Genomic DNA, 18,793 nt, shown 5'->3' with positions numbered 1-18,793 from the left:
CTCTAGAATAGGCCGCCCCTTCAGTCACCGAGCAGCCCATGGATATCGATCAGGCCCGAACATTTCTGGAAATCGTGCGGTGCGGCAGCCTGGTGGCCGCTGCCGAACGCCTGTTCGTGTCGCAGACGGCCATAACCGCGAGGGTGCAGCGCCTGGAACGACAACTGGGCTGCCAACTGTTCGTGCGTAGCCGAACCGGTGCCAGCCTGACCAGCGACGGTGAAGCCTTCGTCAGCTACGCCAACCAACTGGTGCAGACCTGGGAGGCGGCGCGGCGCGACCTGCCGCTACCCGAAGGCTGCCAGCAGGTGCTGCATATCGGTGCCGAGGTAAGTCTGGGCAACCCGATGCTGCTCGATTGGGTCAGCGCCCTGCACCGTGAGCTACCCAGCCATGCCATCCACAGCGAGGTCAGCGACGGCGAGTCGTTGCTGCGCAAGGTTGAAATGGGCCTGCTCGACGCGGCCCTGGTGTACCAGCCGACCTACGGCCCAGGGCTGCAAGTGGAGCAATTGATGGAAGAGAAGCTGATCCGCGTGCGTCGCGTCGATCGGCCAGAGCCTTACATCTACATCGACTGGGGCGAAGCCTTCCGCCGCCAGCATGATGCCGCCCTGCCTGACTGCGCGCGCCCAGCCCTGAGTTTCAACCTGGGGCCGCTGGCCCTGCAGTTCATTCTCGACCAGGGTGGCAGCGGCTACTTCCGGACGCGCGTGGTCCAGGCCTACCTGGACAGCGGGGTGTTCGAGCGGGTGCCTCAGGCACCGGAGTTCACCTATCCGACATTCCTGGTGTACCCGCGCAAGCGTGACAGCGAAGCCCTGCAGCAGTCCTTCGCGCTGCTGCGCCGGCTGGTGGCTGCCGGCGCCAGCGATTGGTCACAACGCTGGGACCCGCTGATCTGAGCCGTTGAGAATCTGGCGCTTGAGGCCGGCGATCAGATCGGTCTGGGTGACCACCCCCACCAGACGCTCCCCCTCGAGCACTGGCAAGCAATGCAGGCCTTGCTCACACAGCAGTGGCAGCAGGCGCTCAAGAGGGTGTTGCCCGCTCACGCTGACCACACGACGGCTCATGACCTGAGCCATACGCACGGTTTTGCGACCGAACAGACCCTGCCAACCGAACCGCCCGCGCTGCATGGCCGGGCCGACCAGGTCACTGAGGCTGACGATGCCCACCAGCTTGCCTCGCTCCAGTACGGGCAGGGTTTTCAAGTGGTGACTGGCCAACATGGCCCAGGCCTGCTCCAGGGTGGTGTCGGGTGTGGCGAACTGCACGTCACGGGACATCACCGAGGCGGCAGTGATACCACCAAGACTGCGCTGCAAGGCGTTTTGCTCGGTGGCGAGAATGATGCGTTGCAGTTCGTCGCGGGTGACGTCGACGAACTCGCCCAATTCGTCCAGTGCCTGGTCCAGGTCTTGGCTGCTGACGCCGACACGCTGGCTGGGCAGCGGGTCGTGCGTGTGGTGCGGTTCATTGCGCGGTGCTGCACCCTTGGGGTAGCGCACACCGGTCATGCGGTTGTAGATCACCGCCACCGTCACCAGGATCAAGGCATCGAGCAGCACCGGCTCAAGCAGATGATCCCCCAGGGCGGTCAATCCCGCGTCGGCCAGCACTGCGCTCACCGCCACGCCACCACCCGGTGGGTGCAGGCAACGCAGCAAGCACATCAACACCAACGACAGCCCCAGGGCGACGGCCGCTACCCACAGTTCGCTACCCAAGCCCTGGCGCATGGCCAGACCCACGGCACCCGCCAGGGCATAGCTGCCCACCACCGACCAGGGTTGGGCCAAGGGCCCGGAGTGCACGGCGAATACCAGTACCGCCGAGGCGGCCAAGGGCCCAAGCAAGTGCAAGGCAATCCCAGGGCCATAGGCCAGGCTGGTCAACCAACCGGCGAGGAACAGGCCAAGCAGTGCACCGAAGGCGGCGCGCAGCCACTCTTGGGGAGGAATGTTCAAGGGGGCAGGCAACAGCCTGCTCAGACGGCTTTCAGAAGACGAGGCAGACATTCAGGTAATGGGGGTCATGTTTTTTGGGTTGAAAAGGAAGCCCAGCCGCAGCGGCCTGGGCCCTGGAAGCCATCCATGGAGAGATGGAAACTGCAGCGTTTCATTGTGCAGGGATGCCCAGGGGTTGGACCAATTCAAAAAAATGCGGCTGTACTGCAATTTTTTTGCAGTGCTGATACGGCCCCACGCTCGGCAAGCTGATACCTGCAGGCGCGTCAGCCGGTTATCAGCGCTGTCTTGCGTGGTAGTTCGAGGCGGACCCGCAACCCGCCCAGGGGGCTCTCCAGCAAGGCCAGTTGCCCGCCCCAGGCTTCGACGATGTCGCGCACGATCCCCAGCCCCAGGCCATGCCCGTCGACCTGCTCATCCAACCGCGAACCCCGCTCCAACACCTGCTGGCGCTGCCCTTCGGGAATCCCAGGGCCATCGTCGTCGATGCAGATCCGATACCCCTCAGGCGTCGGCGCAATCGACAGTCGGACCTCGCTGTCGGCCCATTTGCAGGCGTTGTCCAGCAAATTGCCCAGCAGCTCCAGCAAGTCCTCGCGGTCCCACGGCAACAGCAGCCCAGGCGGCACCTCATGCACGAGCGACAAACCCTCGCCATGGATCATGGCCAGCGTGCCGAGCAGCCCTGGCAGCTCGGCATCGCAATCGAACTGCGCACCCGGCAGTGCGTCCCCGGCCAGGCGCGCCCGGTTTAGCTCCCGGGCCAGACGCTGCTGGATCTGCTCGAGTTGTTCGCGCATCTGCGCCTGCACCTCGGGCAAATCCTTCAAGCGCTCGCTGGACGCCAAGGTGAGTAACACCGCTAGCGGCGTTTTCAAGGCATGCCCCAGATTGCCCAGGGCGTTGCGCGAACGGCGCAGGCTGTCCTCGGTGTGGCTCAGCAAGTGGTTGATCTGGTCGACCAGCGGCGCCAGCTCGGTGGGCACTTCAGCATCCAGCTGCGTACGTTGGCCCTGTTGCAGCTGGGCGATCTGTTGGCGTGCCCGCTCCAGCGGTCGCAGCGACCGGGTGACCGTGACCCGCTGCAACACCAGGATCAGCACCAGCGCCACCAGCCCAATGCCCAGGCCGATCTGCTGCATTCGCCGAAAGCCCTCGCGCACCGGGGAATAGTCCTGGGCCACGCTGATGGAGACGTCCTGTCCAAGGCGCCGATAATCCGCACGCAACGCCAGCAGTTGCTGGCCTTCTGGCCCTAGCGCATGGCTGTCCGACAGACCCGGCGCAGCGGGCTTGGGCATGTTCAGGTCCCACAGCGAGCGCGAGCGCCAGGTGCCTTGGTCGAAGTCGATACGAAAGTAGTAGCCGGAAAATGGCCGTTGGTAAGCAGCGGAAATACGTCGTTCATCGAGCTGCAAGCCGGACGGCCCGCGCACCATCGCCACCAGCAGGTTCTCGCTTTCCTTGCGCAGGCCCGCCTCCAGGTAGCGCTGCAGCCCCACCTCGAACAGCCACAGCGTCAACTGAGCGAGCGCCACGCCCACCACCACCAGTACTGCTACGAGGCCCAGACTCAGGCGCGCCTGGATCGACTTCACTCGGCGCTCCCGGCGTACAGGTACCCTTGGCCACGGCGGGTCTCGATCACACTGCGACCCAGTTTGCGCCGCAGATGATTGACGTGTACTTCCAGCACATTGGAATCGCGCTCGGTTTCACCGTCGTACAGATGCTCGGCCAAGTGGCTCTTGGACAGGATCTGCCGCGGGTGCAACATGAAGTAACGCAACAAGCGGAATTCCGCTGCGGTCAGCGGGATATCCACCCCATCGCGCTTCACACACTGCTGGCTCTCGTCCAGGTGCAGGCCGGCCGCTTCGAGCGTGGGCTGGTTGGCCAGGCCACGGGCACGACGCAACAGGGCCTGGATGCGCAGCTGTAATTCTTCAGGGTGGAACGGCTTGCTCAGGTAATCGTCGGCCCCAGCCTTCAGGCCCTCGATACGCTCGGCCCAGGAACCCCGGGCGGTTAGAATCAGCACAGGCGTGACCAGGCCAGCGGCACGCCATTGGCCCAGTACTTCAAGGCCCGGCAACCCTGGCAAGCCAAGGTCGAGAATGATCAGGTCGTAAGGCTCGCTTTGGCCTTGGTACACCGCGTCACGGCCATCGGCCAGCCAGTCCACGGCATAGCCTTGGCGTTGCAGGCTGGTGATCAGTTCATCGGCCAGCGGTACGTTGTCCTCGACAAGCAACAGGCGCATTCAGTCGTCTTCCTCGTCTTTGAGCAGGGCGCCGGAGGTGGCATCGAGCTTGATTTCACGCACCACGCCTTCGGTGGTCAAAAGCTCGACCTCGTACTCGTAGCGGTCGTCCTCTTCTTCCAGTTCGGCCTCCAGCAAACGCGCCCCGGGGTGACGCCCCAGGGCGGTTTCGAGCAGTCGCTCGAGCGGCAGGATGATGCCCTTCTGGCGCAGCTCCAGGGCTTCGTCCTGATCCAGATCCCGGGCAACGGCCAGGGAGCAGACGGCCAGCAGCGAAAGCGCCAGGTAACGCGCCGGCCGCGGTAACGCGATCATCAGTTGTCCCGCTCGTCCTTCAGCACTTCACCGGTCTTGGCATCCAGGTCGACATCCCATTCGACGTTCTGCGCATCACGCAGATCGACCTTGTAGATGTAACGGCCGTACTCGTTTTCCAGTTCGGAGTCGGTCACGGTAGCGCCTGGATGCTTGGCAACGGCAGCTGCCTTGAGTTCATCCAGCGACTTGATGGTCTTTTCGCTAACCAGCTTGACCACTTCGTCAGGCTGAACGTCCTTGGCGAAGGCGGCATTGGCGCCCAGGGCAAGGGCAGCGGCGGCGAACAGGGCAGTCAAGGTTTTCATCGTTTCTCTCCTTGGAGATGTTCAAGTTGTCTACGGGGTTAAGATTACCCAGCGGTCCTTAATTCAACCTGAAAACAGCTGGCGCCATGATAGCGCATGTTTCCCCTTGCGCCCCGCGGATGCAGAGCCGGTGTGGGAAAGCGCCGGACCTGCGAGCGATGGTTCTATAATGACCCGCTTGTTGCCAGCGAGAACCTCAATGAGCGCCATCCACATCAAGTACCCCGCCCTGACCTTCAAGGCCGGCACCCGTGCCCTGCGGCAGATCCGCGAACGTGGCTTGCAGGCGGCCGATGTCGGCGTGCTGCCCGGCGCCGCGGGTGGCCCGAAACCTCTGGGTATCCAGGGGCTGGACCTGGCATTGTTCGGCCAGTGGCTGCCCTCGGCGCCGCGCCAGCGGTCGCTGATCGGTGCGTCGATCGGCTCGTGGCGCTTCGCCAGTGCCTGCCTGGACGACCCGGTCGCGGCCCTGCGCCTGCTGGGCGAGCTGTACACCGAACAGGACTTCGCCAAGGGCGTCACCCCGGCCCAGATCAGCCGCAGTTGCCAGCGCATGCTCGATGACCTGCTGCAGGGGCGCGATGGCCAGATTCTCGCCAACCCGCACTACCGTCTGAATATCCTGGTGGTCAAAAGCCACGGCCAGCTCGCTTATGACCACCGTGGTCGATTGGGGATGGGGCTGTCGTCGGTCATCGCTGACAATCTGCTCGGGCGTTCGCGACTGGGTCGACACTTCGAGCGGGTGATCCTCCATGATGGCCGCGCCACACCCCCGCTCGATGCGCTCACCGACTTCCCATCACGCTGCCTGCCGCTCGACCTGGGCAACCTGCGCCATGCGCTGCTGGCCTCGGGCTCGATCCCGATGGTCATGGAGGGTGTACGCGACATCCCCGGCGCCGGAACCGGCACCTACCGCGACGGCGGCCTGCTCGACTACCATCTGGACCTGCCCTACCGCGGCGACGACCTGGTGCTTTACCCCCATTTCACCGACAAGGTGGTGCCCGGCTGGTTCGACAAGGTCCTGCCCTGGCGCAAGGGCGACCGCACGCGCCTGCAAAACGTACTGCTGATGACACCCTCGCCGCAGTACCTGGCAGCGCTGCCCTACGGCAAGCTGCCGGACCGTAACGACTTCAAGCGCTTCATGGGCGATGCGCCAAGCCGCAAGCGCTACTGGTACAAGGCCATCGCCGAAAGCCAGCGCCTGGGCGACGAACTGCTGGAGCTGATTGCCACCGGGCGGCTGCATGAACAGCTGCAAGCCTTGTAGCGGCCATGCTGGTAGACTGCGCGCATTATCGATTCACACAGAGTTATGACAGTCGTGGAAATCTTCAAAGAGTTTACGTTCGAATCGGCCCACCGCCTGCCCCACGTTCCTGCCGGGCACAAGTGCGGGCGCCTGCATGGTCACTCGTTCAAGGTCGGCCTGCACCTGACCGGCCCACTCGACCCGCACACCGGCTGGATCCGGGATTTCGCCGAGATCAAGGCAGTCTTCAAGCCGATCTACGAGCAACTGGATCATAACTACCTGAACGATATTCCAGGCCTGGAAAATCCGACCAGCGAAGTGATCGCAAAGTGGATCTGGGACCAGGTCAAGCCGCTGCTGCCAGAGCTGTCCAAGGTACGCATCCACGAAACCTGCACCAGCGGTTGCGAATATACCGGGGACTGACCTGGCGTCCCCTTCGCTGGCAAGCCAGCTCCTGCGGGACAAACGCGCCCCCTCGTAGGAACTGGCTTGCTGGCGATGTATCAGGCAGCTTCACTGCACGGCTTCAGCCCTGTCCGCCCTCTAGCGCATCACGCAGGAAACCTGGGGCGATGTACCGCTGGTAATGCGCCTCGGAAAGCAGAAAGAACTCCCGGTCGATGGCATCGCGCAACTGCGGCAGTTCCCAGTCGCGAAACTCCGGCAGCAACACCATCCCGTAGGCCTCGACGTCACGAATCATCCGCGCCCCACGCGCGATCAGCTGATACGCCCAGCAATATTCCGACTGCTGTTCGACGAAGCGAATCGAACGCTGCACCAGTTGCTGGCGCAGCAGGTGTTTGTCGAACACCTCCAGCTTGGCCATCATCACCTGCGCCAGCAGTTGCTCCAGACGCATCCAGACCGCGCGCTTCTGCTCGTCGTCGTAGCCGTTCCAGTGGATCACCTCATGGTGGAAACGCTTGCAGCCACGGCACACCGTGTCTCCATAAACCGTGGAGCACAGGCCGACGCAAGGGGTCTTGATGGCGTGATTGGACATGGAAAAACAACGGCTTGGCGATGGAACACTGGCCCATGTTAGCCCTTTGTCTAACCAGGGTCACTCGTTAAAGTCACATTCGCCGCCTTACCTTCAGGCTTTTTTTGCCGTAGAATCATCCCGCCTTTTCAAGGCAACAATGTCCGTTGGAAGCTGTTTTCAAAGCGTCACGAGCACAGTTCATCCGGTAGAACGGCGTTGGCCCGGGCCATGTACCCACATGCCCGAGCCAGCCCTCATCAGCCTTCCGTTCTACAGGCGTAAAACTTTGAAAGCAGCTTCTGTAAGGATTCTCTGCGACTCTGGCTGGACGGCTCAAAAAGCCGTGCTCCGCGCATGGGTGCAGGGAATGCTGGATGAGCGTCCCGGACTCCCTTTAGGGACCACTGATGAGGGTAATAACTGTGCTTGAAGCCTACCGCAAACACATCGAAGAGCGTGCCGCCCTGGGTATCGTCCCCCAGCCGCTGAACGCCGAACAAACTGCAGGCCTGGTCGAGCTGCTGAAAAACCCGCCGGCCGGCGAAGAAGCCTTCCTCGTAGACCTGATCACCCACCGCGTTCCGCCAGGAGTCGACGAAGCTGCCTACGTCAAGGCCGCTTTCCTCTCCGCTGTCGCCAAGGGTGAAGCCAAGTCCCCACTGATCGACCGCAAGCACGCCACCGAGCTGCTGGGCACCATGCAGGGCGGCTACAACATCGAAACGCTGGTCACGCTGCTGGATGACGCCGAGCTGGGCGCCGTCGCGGCCGAACAGCTCAAGCACACCCTGCTGATGTTCGATGCCTTCCACGACGTGGCCGAAAAGGCCAAGGCCGGCAATGTTCACGCCAAGGCCGTCCTGGAATCCTGGGCTGCCGGCGAGTGGTTCACCTCCCGCCCGGCCATCGCCGAGAAGTACACCCTGACCGTGTTCAAGGTGCCTGGCGAAACCAACACCGACGACCTGTCCCCTGCTCCAGACGCCTGGTCTCGCCCTGACATCCCGCTGCACGCCCTGGCCATGCTGAAAATGGCCCGTGACGGCATCGAGCCGAAGCAGCCTGGTTCGGTCGGCCCGCTGGCCCAGATCGAAGCGGTCAAGGCCAAGGGCTACCCAGTTGCCTACGTCGGTGACGTGGTCGGTACCGGTTCTTCGCGTAAGTCCGCCACCAACTCGGTGCTGTGGTTCTTCGGCGACGACATCCCTTACGTGCCGAACAAGCGCGCAGGTGGCTTCTGCTTCGGCACCAAGATCGCCCCGATCTTCTACAACACCATGGAAGACGCCGGCGCCCTGCCGATCGAGTTCGACTGCACCAACCTGGCCATGGGCGACGTCATCGACGTTTACCCATTCAAGGGTGAAGTACGCCGTCACGGTAGCGACGAGCTGGTCACCACCTTCGAACTGAAAACCGAAGTGCTGCTCGACGAAGTTCGTGCCGGTGGCCGTATTCCGCTGATCGTCGGCCGTGGCCTGACCGAGAAAGCCCGTGCCGAACTGGGCCTGGGTGCTTCGGACCTGTTCAAGAAGCCAGAACAGCCTGCCGATTCCGGCAAGGGCTTCACCCTGGCCCAGAAAATGGTCGGCCGCGCTTGCGGTCTGCCAGAAGGCCAAGGCGTACGCCCAGGTGCCTACTGCGAACCGAAGATGACCACCGTCGGCTCCCAGGACACCACTGGCCCGATGACCCGTGACGAGCTGAAAGACCTGGCATGCCTGGGCTTCTCCGCCGACCTGGTCATGCAGTCCTTCTGCCACACCGCGGCCTATCCGAAGCCGATCGACGTCACCACCCATCACACCCTGCCAGACTTCATCCGCACCCGTGGCGGCGTGTCGCTGCGCCCAGGCGACGGCATCATCCACAGCTGGCTGAACCGCATGCTGATGCCGGACACCGTCGGTACCGGTGGTGACTCGCACACCCGCTTCCCGATCGGCATCTCGTTCCCGGCCGGTTCCGGCCTGGTAGCCTTCGCTGCTGCTACCGGCGTCATGCCGCTGGACATGCCTGAGTCGGTACTGGTGCGCTTCAAGGGCAAACTGCAACCGGGCATCACCCTGCGTGACCTGGTTCACGCCATCCCTTACTACGCCATCCAGAAGGGTCTGCTGACCGTCGAGAAGAAGGGCAAGAAGAACATCTTCTCTGGCCGCATCCTCGAGATCGAAGGCCTGAACGACCTCACCGTCGAGCAAGCTTTCGAGCTGTCCGACGCCTCGGCCGAGCGTTCTGCCGCAGGTTGCACCATCAAGCTGCCAGAGAAGGCCATCGCCGAGTACCTGCAGTCCAACATCACCCTGCTGCGCTGGATGATCGGCGAAGGCTACGGCGACGCCCGTACCCTGGAGCGCCGTGCCCAGGCGATGGAAGCCTGGCTGGCCAAGCCTGAGCTGCTGTCGGCCGACGCCGATGCCGAATACGCCGAAATCATCGAAATCGACCTGGCCGAAGTCAAGGAGCCTGTGCTCTGCGCGCCGAACGACCCGGACGATGCCCGCCTGCTGTCCTCGGTACAAGGCGAGAAGATCGACGAAGTGTTCATCGGTTCGTGCATGACCAACATCGGTCACTTCCGCGCTGCCGGCAAGCTGCTGGACAAAGTCAAGGGCGGCATCCCGACCCGCCTGTGGCTGGCTCCGCCAACCAAGATGGATGCTCACCAGCTGACCGAAGAAGGCTACTACGGCATTTACGGCAAGGCTGGCGCGCGCATGGAAATGCCAGGCTGCTCGCTGTGCATGGGTAACCAGGCACGTGTGCAGACCGGTTCGACCGTGGTCTCCACCTCGACCCGTAACTTCCCGAACCGTCTGGGCGACGCCACCAACGTGTACCTGGCATCGGCCGAGCTGGCTGCTGTCGCTTCGATCATCGGCAAGCTGCCGACCGTCGAAGAGTACATGCAGTACGCCAAAGACATCGACAGCATGGCTGCCGACGTCTACCGCTACCTGAGCTTCGACCAGATCGCCGAGTTCCGCGAAGCGGCAGCCAACGCCAAGATCCCAGTGGTCCAGGCATAAGCTGAGTTGTAAGATGTAAAAGAAAAGCCCCGGTAGAAATACCGGGGCTTTCTTGTTTCAACCTGTGCCGACCTCTTCGCGGCTGAAGCCGCTCCTACAGGGACCGCACAGTTTTCGAGGGTTGTGCAGGACGACGAGCAACCTCAGATCACGAACAAATCGACAAACCGATGCACCGCCATCTGTTCCAGCTGCTGCTGGTCCTTGCACACCTGAAGAATCTCACCACACCGCTGCCGCGCAAAACGCGTCGCCAGGTTCTCCCTGAACTTGGCCTCCAGCAACGCAATGCCCTCCCCACGCCGCCGCCGATGCCCGATCGGGTATTCCACCACTACCTGTTCGGTACTGGTGCCATCCTTGAAGAACACCTGCACGGCGTTGGCGATCGAGCGCTTGTCCGCTTCCAGGTATTCGCGGCTGAAGCGAGGGTCTTCCACTACCTCCATTTTTTCGCGCAAGCGGTCGATGCTCGGGTGGTTGGCGTGGAAAGCATCCTCGTAATGCTCGGCCACCAGATGGCCGAAGATCAGCGGCACCGCCACCATGTACTGCAAACAGTGGTCGCGGTCGGCGGCATTGGCCAGCGGCCCGCTCTTGGAGATGATACGGATCGCCGACTCCTGGGTAGTGATGACGATTCGGTCGACTTCGTGCAGGCGGTTACGCACGAGGGGATGCAGGATCACGGCTGCCTCACAGGCGGTCTGGGCGTGGAACTCGGCGGGGAAACTGACCTTGAACAGCACATTTTCCATCACGTAGCTGCCCAATGCCTGAGGCACGCGCAACGCCTGCTGGCCGGCAGGCTTGAGCGCCAGGTCCTTGTTGGTATGGCTGAACAGCACGTCGTAGAACCCCCACTGCGGCGCAGTGAGCACCCCTGGTACACCCATCTCGCCGCGCAAGGCGATATCGGCCAGGCGCACGCCCCGACTGGACGCATCCCCGGCAGCCCAAGACTTGCGCGAACCGGCGTTGGGTGCATGACGGTAGGTGCGCAGTGCCTGACCATCGACGAAAGCATGGGACAACGCACTCAGCATCTGCTCTCGGTTGGCCCCCATCAGCCTGGCGCACACAGCTGTAGAAGCCACCTTGACCAGAATCACGTGATCGAGGCCAACGCGGTTGAAGGCGTTTTCCAGCGCCAGTACACCCTGGATCTCATGGGCCATGACCATGGCTTCGAGCACATCACGCATCAACAACGGTCGCTCGCCCGTGGCCACGCGCTTTTGCGACAGATGATCGGCGACTGCCAGAATACCGCCGAGGTTGTCAGAGGGATGCGCCCATTCGGCGGCCAGCCAAGTGTCGTTGTAGTCCAGCCAGCGGATGGTACAGCCGATGTCCCAGGCGGCCTTCACCGGGTCAAGGCGATAGCTGGTGCCGGGCACGCGCGCGCCATTGGGTACCACGGTGCCCTCGACCAGCGGGCCGAGGTGCTTGGTGCATTCAGGGAAGCGCAAGGCAAGCAAGCCGCAACCCAGCGTGTCCATCAGGCAGTTGCGCGCGGTATCCAGGGCCTCGGGTGAATCGACCCGGTAGGTCAGGACATAGTCGGCGAGGGTTTGTAGCACGCCGTCGTAATCGGGGCGCTCGTTCAGATCCACGTTGGCGCTCATTTGCAGCTCCTGTGAATTCGGGGCCGCAGGGCGGCCCTACTCATTCAAAGCCAAGCGCCAGTGGTGCGTCAGAAACTATCGCCAGGCACCCTCACCCAGCCTTCCATCAGCACGCGAGCACTACGGCTCATGATTGCCTTGGTCACCGTCCACTCGCCGCCCACCTGTCGCGCCTCGGCCCCGACGCGCAATGTGCCCGAGGGATGACCGAAACGCACGGCACTGCGTTCGCCCCCGCCTGCGGCGAGGTTGACCAAGGTGCCCGGAATGGCGGCAGCGGTGCCGATTGCCACGGCTGCAGTACCCATCATCGCATGGTGCAGCTTGCCCATCGACAACGCACGCACCAGCAGGTCGACATCGCCGGCCGCGACCGTCTTGCCACTGGACGCAGTGTAGGTGGTTGGTGGCGCGACGAAGGCGACTTTCGGCGTGTGCTGACGCCCGGCAGCCTGATCGACGTTGTCGATCAACCCCATGCGCACTGCGCCATGGGCGCGAATGGTCTCGAAGCGCAGCAAGGCCTGCGGGTCACCGTTGATGGCATCCTGCAGTTCGGTGCCGGTATAACCAATATCGGCCGCGTTGACGAAAATGGTCGGGATACCGGCATTGATCAGCGTCGCCTTGAAGGTACCGACACCCGGCACCTCCAGGTCGTCCACCAGGTTGCCAGTGGGGAACATCGCACCACCGTCGCCATCCTCGTCAGCTGCCGGATCAAGGAACTCCAGCTGCACCTCGGCCGCCGGGAAGGTTACGCCATCCAACTCGAAATCACCGGTTTCCTGCACTTCACCTTCGGTGATCGGTACATGGGCGATGATGGTCTTGCCGATATTCGCCTGCCAGATACGCACGGTGGCGATGCCGTTGCGCGGGATGCGCGCTGGGTCGACCAGGCCGCTGCTGATGGCGAACGCACCAACGGCCGCGGACAGGTTGCCGCAGTTGCCGCTCCAGTCAACGAAGGCCTTGTCGATCGACACCTGGCCGAACAGGTAATCGACATCGTGCTCCGGCTTGATGCTGGGCGAAAGAATGACGGTCTTGCTGGTGCTGGAGGTCGCGCCCCCCATGCCGTCGATCTGCTTGCCGTAAGGATCGGGGCTGCCAATGACCCGCAGCAACAATGCGTCGCGGGCCGGGCCGGGAATCTGGGCTTGCTCGGGCAGGTCTTGCAGGCGGAAGAACACGCCTTTGCTGGTGCCACCACGGATGTAGGTGGCGGGGATCTTCACTTGCGGTACATGGGCCATGTTCAATTCCTGTCTCGCACAGCCCTTGTGGGCGCGGGGCTTGCCCGCGCCCACAAGGGACCGCGCTACTCCTGATTAGGCGGTCGCTTCGAGGAAGTCCTGGGCAAAGCGCTGCAGCACCCCGCCGGCCTCGTAGATCGATACCTCCTCGGCGGTATCCAAGCGGCAAGTCACCGGCACCTCGACGCGCTCGCCATTCTTGCGCGTCACCACCAGCGTCAGGGTTGCACGCGGCTTGCGCTCGCCCAGCACGTCATAGGTCTCACTGCCGTCCAGCGCCAGGGTCTTGCGATCGGTGCCTGCCTTGAATTCAAGCGGCAACACGCCCATGCCCACCAGGTTGGTCCGGTGAATGCGCTCGAAACCTTCGGCGACAATGGCCTCGACACCCGCCAGGCGTACGCCCTTGGCCGCCCAGTCGCGAGATGAACCTTGGCCATAGTCGGCCCCGGCAACGATGATCAGCGGCTGTTTACGCTCCATGTAGGTCTCGATCGCCTCCCACATCCGGGTGACCTTGCCTTCCGGCTCGATGCGCGCCAGCGATCCCTGCCTGACACTGCCGTCTTCCTTGCGCACCATCTCGTTGAACAGCTTGGGGTTGGCAAAGGTGGCACGTTGCGCGGTGAGGTGGTCGCCACGATGGGTGGCGTAGGAGTTGAAGTCCTCCTCCGGCAGGCCCATCTTCGCCAGGTACTCGCCCGCCGCGCTGTCGAGCAGGATCGCGTTGGAGGGCGAAAGATGGTCGGTGGTAATGTTGTCCGGCAGCACCGCCAGTGGGCGCATGCCACGCAAGGTGCGCTCACCCGCCAGGGCGCCTTCCCAGTAGGGTGGACGACGAATGTAGGTACTCATCGGGCGCCATTCGTACAGCGGTGCCACCTTCGGCCCACGGTCTTCCTCGATGGCGAACATCGGAATGTAGACCTTGCGGAACTGCTCCGGCTTGACCGCCGCACGCACCACCGCGTCGATCTCTTCATCGCTCGGCCAAATGTCCTTGAGGCGAATCTCCTTGCCGTCGACCACACCCAGCACATCTTTCTCGATGTCGAAGCGGATGGTGCCGGCGATGGCATAGGCCACCACCAAAGGCGGCGAGGCCAGGAAAGCCTGCTTGGCGTAGGGGTGGATCCGCCCGTCGAAGTTACGGTTGCCCGAAAGCACGGCGGTGGCGTACAGGTCGCGGTCGATGATCTCTTGCTGGATCACAGGGTCCAGCGCGCCGGACATGCCGTTGCAGGTGGTGCAGGCAAAGGCGACGATACCAAAGCCCAGTTGCTCCAGTTCCTTCTCCAGACCCGCTTCTTCCAGGTACAGCTGAACAGCTTTGGAGCCCGGGGCAAGCGACGACTTGACCCAGGGTTTACGCATCAGGCCGAGTTTGTTGGCGTTGCGCGCCAAGAGGCCTGCGGCGATCACGTTGCGCGGGTTGCTGGTGTTGGTGCAACTGGTGATGGCGGCAATGATCACCGCGCCGTCCGGCATCTGGCCCGGGACTTCCTCCCAGGCTCCGGCGATACCCTTGGCCGCCAGGTCGCTGGTGGCCACGCGGGCATGCGGGTTGGACGGCCCTGCCATGTTGCGCACGACACTCGACAGATCGAAGCGCAGCACGCGCTCGTACTCGGCCTTGGCCAGTGCGTCGGCCCACAGGCCGGTCGCCTTGGCATAGGTCTCCACCAGCTTGACCTGCTGTTCTTCGCGACCGGTCAGTTTGAGGTAGTCGATGGTCTGCTGGTCGATGGCGAACATCGCGGCAGTAGCGCCGTACTCCGGGGCCATGTTGGAGATGGTGGCACGGTCGCCCAGGGTCAGGGCGCGGGCACCTTCACCGTAGAACTCGAGGTAAGCACCCACCACCTTCTGCTTGCGCAAGAATTCGGTCAAGGCCAGGACCAGGTCGGTGGCGGTGATGTTCGGCGCCAACTTGCCGCTCAGCTCGACACCGACGATCTCCGGCAGGCGCATCCAGGAGGCGCGGCCAAGCATGACGTTCTCGGCCTCAAGGCCACCCACACCGATGGCGATCACACCCAGGGCATCGACATGAGGTGTGTGGCTGTCGGTACCGACACAGGTGTCCGGGTAGGCCACGCCACGGTCGTTGTGGATGACCGGCGACATCTTCTCCAGGTTGATCTGGTGCATGATGCCGTTGCCCGGCTGGATCACATCGACGTTCTTGAACGCCTTCTTGGTCCAGTTGATGAAGTGGAAGCGGTCTTCGTTGCGGCGGTCTTCGATGGCGCGGTTCTTCTCGAACGCCTGCGGGTCGAAACCACCGCACTCGACGGCCAGGGAGTGGTCGACGATCAACTGCACCGGCACTACCGGGTTGACCTGTGCCGGATCACCGCCTTTGTCGGCGATGGCATCGCGCAACCCGGCCAGGTCGACCAACGCGGTCTGGCCGAGGATGTCGTGGCACACGACACGGGCCGGGAACCAGGGAAAGTCGAGGTCGCGCTTGCGCTCGATCAACTGCCCCAGCGAAGCGTCGAGGGTGGCCGGGTCGCAGCGGCGCACCAGGTTTTCGGCGAGAACGCGGGATGTGTAAGGCAGGCCATCGTAGGCGCCGGGCTTGATCGCCTCGACCGCCGCGCGGGCATCGAAGTAGTCCAGGTCGGTGCCTGGCAGGTGCTTGCGAAATGCAGTGTTCATATCGTTATCAGGCTCGGTCACGGTGTTCGGGGCAGGTGCGGCGTGGACCTCCGGAGGCACAGTGCGCCCCCGGCGTCTTCCACGATCAGCGCTGGTCGATCGGCACGAACTGGCGCTGCTCGACGCCGACATACTCGGCGCTCGGACGGATGATGCGGTTGTTGGCACGCTGCTCGAAGACATGCGCCGCCCAGCCAGTCAGGCGCGAGCAGACGAAAATCGGGGTGAACAGCTTGGTCGGGATACCCATGAAGTGATACGCCGAGGCATGGTAGAAGTCGGCGTTGGGGAACAGGCGCTTCTGCTCCCACATGGTCTTGTCGATGGCCTCGGAAACCGGGTACAGCACTGTGTCGCCCACCTCGTCGGCCAACTGCTTCGACCAGCCCTTGATCACCTCGTTGCGTGGATCGGACTCTTTATAGATGGCATGGCCGAAGCCCATGATCTTGTCTTTGCGCTCGAGCATGGCGAGCAGCTCGGTCACGGCTTCCTGCGGGCTCTGGAAGCGCTCGATCAGCTCCATCGCCGCCTCGTTGGCGCCGCCATGCAGCGGGCCGCGCAACGAACCGATGGCCGCGGTGATGCACGAATACAGGTCCGACAGGGTCGAGGCGCAAACTCTAGCGGTGAACGTCGAGGCATTGAACTCGTGCTCGGCGTAGAGAATCAGCGAGACGTTCATGACCTTGACGTGCAGCTCGCTTGGCTTCTTGCCGTGTAGCAGGTGCAGGAAGTGACCGCCCAAGGTGTCTTCGTCGCTGGTGCAGTCGATACGCACACCGTGATGGGTGAAGCGGTACCAGTAGCACATGATCGCGGGGAACACCGCCAACAGGCGGTCGGTCTTCTCGCGCTGGGCCTCGAAGGTCAGTTCGGGCTCCAGGGTGCCGAGCACCGAGCAACCGGTGCGCATCACGTCCATGGGGTGGGCATCACGCGGGATGCGCTCCAGGACTTCCTTCAGCGCTTGCGGCAGTTCGCGCAGGCCCTTGAGCTTGCGCTTGTAGTCGGCCAGTTCAGCCTTGCTCGGCAGCTCGCCGTACAGCAGCAGGTAGGCGACTTCCTCGAACTCGGCGCCGGCGGCCAGGTCACGGACGTCGTAACCGCGGTAGGTCAGCCCGGCACCGGCCTGGCCAACTGTCGACAATGCAGTCTGGCCGGCTACCTGGCCACGCAGGCCTGCGCCACTGAGTACTTTTGCTTCGGCCATGGTTTTTCTCCTTTCTTGAAATTGTTATTGAAGCGGTCTGGCTAATTTCTCAGGTCACTCTGCTGCCCCGTCGCGCCTACCGGTTCGGCGCGGGCACAGGCTCAACCTTTCTTCTGGGCGAACAATGCATCGAGGCTCTGCTCGAAGGCGTGGTAACCAATGGCATCGTAGAGCTCCATGCGGGTTTGCATGGTGTCGATCACGTTCTTCTGGGTCCCGTCACGGCGCAACGCGGTGTAAACGTTCTCGGCGGCCTTGTTCATGGCACGGAACGCCGACAGCGGGTACAGCACCAGCGACACGTCGACCGAGGCCAGCTCTTCGGTGGTGTAAAGCGGCGTGGCGCCGAATTCGGTGATGTTGGCCAGAATCGGCGCCTTCACTCGATCGGCGAAGGTCTTGTACATCGACAGCTCGGTGATGGCTTCCGGGAAAATCATGTCGGCGCCCGCCTCGATGCAGGCTTCGGCGCGCTCCAGCGCAGCGTTCAGGCCTTCAACAGCCAGGGCGTCGGTACGCGCCATGATCACGAAGCTGTCATCGGTGCGGGCGTCCACCGCAGCCTTGATGCGGTCGACCATCTCCTGCTGGCTGACAATCTCTTTGTTCGGACGGTGCCCGCAACGCTTGGCGCCCACTTGGTCTTCGATATGAATGGCCGCGGCGCCGAACTTGATCATCGAGCGCACGGTACGCGCCACGTTGAAGGCTGAAGCGCCAAAGCCGGTGTCGACATCCACCAGCAGCGGCAGGTCGCAGACGTCGGTGATACGCCGCACATCGGTCAACACGTCATCCAGCCCGGTGATGCCCAGGTCCGGCAGGCCCAGAGAACCTGCAGCAACACCGCCACCAGACAGGTAGATGGCCTTGAAACCGGCACGCTTGGCCAGCAGGGCATGGTTGGCGTTGATGGTCCCGACCACCTGCAGCGGATGTTCGGCGGCAACGGCGTCGCGAAAACGCTGACCGGGGGTGCTCTTCACAGTCATGACTCACCTCGTGGGCTGTTGTTGTTGGCGTCCAGGTAGTGACGCTCGATGTTGCGTTTGGACGCGCCGATGTGACGGCGCATCAGGAGTTCGGCCAGTTCGCCGTCTCGGTCGGCGATGGCGTCGAGAATACGGTGGTGCTCGGCGAAGGCCTGGCGCGGCCGGTTGGGCGTAGCGGAAAACTGGATGCGGTACATGCGCACCAGTTGGTACAGCTCGCCGCACAGCATCTTCACCAGGGTCTGGTTGCCGCTGCCCTGGATGATCCGGTAATGGAAGTCGTAGTCGCCTTCCTGCTGGTAATAGCCCTGCCCCGCCTGAAACGCGGCGTCACGCTCGTGGGTGTCGAGCACCCGACGCAGCTCTTCGATGTCGGCCAGGCTCATGCGCTCGGCGGCCAGGCGACAGGCCATGCCTTCCAGGGATTCGCGAATTTCGTAAAGCTCGATCAGTTCGGCATGACTGAGCGAAACCACCCGCGCCCCCACGTGCGGCACACGCACCAGCAGGCGCTGGCCTTCCAGACGGTGGATGGCCTCGCGCAGCGGACCGCGGCTGATGCCATAGGTACGCGCCAGTTCAGGCTCGGAGATCTTGCTGCCAGGGGCGATCTCGCCCTTGACGATCGCGGCCTGGATACGGCGGAAGACGTTCTCGGACAAGGTTTCCGTTTCGTCGCTCACTGCCGGGCTGTCGATGGAAAGGTCCAGCATATTGTTGACACCTTGCTAGTCACTTCGCCAGAAACTAGCGAATCAGGCGCAAGCAGTCAAAGACAAAATGAATATTGTCGACAATCGTCTAAGAACGAACTTACCCAAGCCCAGTGCTGTCTGATTGCGACGCGCTGGCGTCAAGACATCGTCGTGATAGAATGCCGCGCCTCCAACG

At 63.0% G+C, this 18,793-nt stretch carries 16 protein-coding genes; 4 read left to right on the top strand and 12 right to left on the bottom strand.

Annotated elements, in window-relative coordinates:
- Window positions 1-38 precede the first annotated feature (38 nt).
- Window positions 39-905, top strand: coding sequence for a LysR family transcriptional regulator (locus IF103_RS08515; protein WP_027907730.1), 867 nt, complete (start codon window positions 39-41; stop codon window positions 903-905).
- Here IF103_RS08515 and IF103_RS08510 read toward each other — a convergent pair.
- The 5 genes from IF103_RS08510 to IF103_RS08490 all read right to left on the bottom strand — a co-directional run bounded on the left by IF103_RS08510 (window position 879) and on the right by IF103_RS08490 (window position 4,859).
- Window positions 879-2,024 carry an HPP family protein gene (locus IF103_RS08510; protein WP_023379701.1) on the bottom strand — a complete coding sequence of 382 codons (1,146 nt, stop codon included), beginning with the start codon at window positions 2,022-2,024 and terminating at the stop codon, window positions 879-881. The genes IF103_RS08515 and IF103_RS08510 overlap by 27 nt on opposite strands.
- 215 nt (window positions 2,025-2,239) lie before the next feature.
- Complete coding sequence (locus IF103_RS08505; RefSeq protein ID WP_202676020.1) at window positions 2,240-3,571, bottom strand: sensor histidine kinase; 1,332 nt, start codon at window positions 3,569-3,571, stop codon at window positions 2,240-2,242.
- Window positions 3,568-4,236, bottom strand: coding sequence for a response regulator transcription factor (locus IF103_RS08500; protein ID WP_027907729.1), 669 nt, complete (start codon window positions 4,234-4,236; stop codon window positions 3,568-3,570). Before IF103_RS08500 ends, IF103_RS08505 begins: the two co-directional genes overlap by 4 nt.
- Window positions 4,237-4,551: a PepSY domain-containing protein gene (locus IF103_RS08495; protein ID WP_023379697.1), complete on the bottom strand. Its 315-nt coding sequence runs from the start codon at window positions 4,549-4,551 to the stop codon at window positions 4,237-4,239.
- The gene (locus IF103_RS08490) at window positions 4,551-4,859 is read right to left on the bottom strand and encodes a PepSY domain-containing protein (protein WP_023379696.1); all 309 of its coding nucleotides are present in this window, start codon (window positions 4,857-4,859) and stop codon (window positions 4,551-4,553) included. Before IF103_RS08490 ends, IF103_RS08495 begins: the two co-directional genes overlap by 1 nt.
- Window positions 4,860-5,058: 199 nt before the next feature.
- On the opposite strand from IF103_RS08490, the gene IF103_RS08485 reads away from it, so the two are divergent.
- Together IF103_RS08485 and queD are read left to right on the top strand one after the other, a co-directional pair.
- Window positions 5,059-6,138 carry a patatin-like phospholipase domain-containing protein gene (locus IF103_RS08485; protein ID WP_104881970.1) on the top strand — a complete coding sequence of 360 codons (1,080 nt, stop codon included), beginning with the start codon at window positions 5,059-5,061 and terminating at the stop codon, window positions 6,136-6,138.
- A gap of 54 nt (window positions 6,139-6,192) precedes the next feature.
- Window positions 6,193-6,549, top strand: coding sequence for a 6-carboxytetrahydropterin synthase QueD (queD, locus tag IF103_RS08480; RefSeq protein WP_015269720.1), 357 nt, complete (start codon window positions 6,193-6,195; stop codon window positions 6,547-6,549).
- Between the two features lie 103 nt (window positions 6,550-6,652).
- On the opposite strand, the gene IF103_RS08475 is transcribed toward queD, so the two are convergent.
- Entirely contained in the window at window positions 6,653-7,132 is a 480-nt protein-coding gene (locus IF103_RS08475) for a DUF1289 domain-containing protein (protein WP_023379692.1), read from the bottom strand.
- A gap of 404 nt (window positions 7,133-7,536) precedes the next feature.
- Here IF103_RS08475 and acnB point away from each other — a divergent pair, with 404 nt between their 5' ends.
- On the top strand, window positions 7,537-10,146 hold the full coding sequence (gene acnB / locus IF103_RS08470) for a bifunctional aconitate hydratase 2/2-methylisocitrate dehydratase (RefSeq protein WP_023379691.1): 2,610 nt from the start codon (window positions 7,537-7,539) through the stop codon (window positions 10,144-10,146).
- A gap of 143 nt (window positions 10,147-10,289) precedes the next feature.
- On the opposite strand, the gene prpD is transcribed toward acnB, so the two are convergent.
- The 6 genes from prpD to IF103_RS08440 form a co-directional block, all read right to left on the bottom strand.
- Window positions 10,290-11,774, bottom strand: a complete 1,485-nt coding sequence (prpD, locus tag IF103_RS08465) for a 2-methylcitrate dehydratase (RefSeq protein WP_023379689.1) — start codon at window positions 11,772-11,774, stop codon at window positions 10,290-10,292.
- A gap of 68 nt (window positions 11,775-11,842) precedes the next feature.
- The gene (gene prpF / locus IF103_RS08460; RefSeq protein WP_186598756.1) at window positions 11,843-13,033 is read right to left on the bottom strand and encodes a 2-methylaconitate cis-trans isomerase PrpF; all 1,191 of its coding nucleotides are present in this window, start codon (window positions 13,031-13,033) and stop codon (window positions 11,843-11,845) included.
- A gap of 75 nt (window positions 13,034-13,108) precedes the next feature.
- Complete coding sequence (gene acnD / locus IF103_RS08455; protein WP_104881972.1) at window positions 13,109-15,697, bottom strand: Fe/S-dependent 2-methylisocitrate dehydratase AcnD; 2,589 nt, start codon at window positions 15,695-15,697, stop codon at window positions 13,109-13,111.
- 85 nt (window positions 15,698-15,782) lie between these two features.
- Window positions 15,783-16,910, bottom strand: coding sequence for a bifunctional 2-methylcitrate synthase/citrate synthase (gene prpC / locus IF103_RS08450; RefSeq protein ID WP_023379683.1), 1,128 nt, complete (start codon window positions 16,908-16,910; stop codon window positions 15,783-15,785).
- Window positions 16,911-17,011: 101 nt separating this feature from the next.
- On the bottom strand, window positions 17,012-17,902 hold the full coding sequence (gene prpB, locus IF103_RS08445) for a methylisocitrate lyase (RefSeq protein ID WP_023379682.1): 891 nt from the start codon (window positions 17,900-17,902) through the stop codon (window positions 17,012-17,014).
- Window positions 17,899-18,615, bottom strand: a complete 717-nt coding sequence (locus IF103_RS08440) for a GntR family transcriptional regulator (protein WP_202676019.1) — start codon at window positions 18,613-18,615, stop codon at window positions 17,899-17,901. The genes prpB and IF103_RS08440 overlap by 4 nt, the downstream gene beginning before the upstream one ends.
- Window positions 18,616-18,793: the final 178 nt, after the last annotated feature.

It is taken from the genome of Pseudomonas sp. SK2 (assembly GCF_016772395.1).
Lineage (GTDB): Bacteria > Pseudomonadota > Gammaproteobacteria > Pseudomonadales > Pseudomonadaceae > Aquipseudomonas > Aquipseudomonas taiwanensis.
This window is presented reverse-complemented; position numbering and strand designations above follow the sequence as displayed.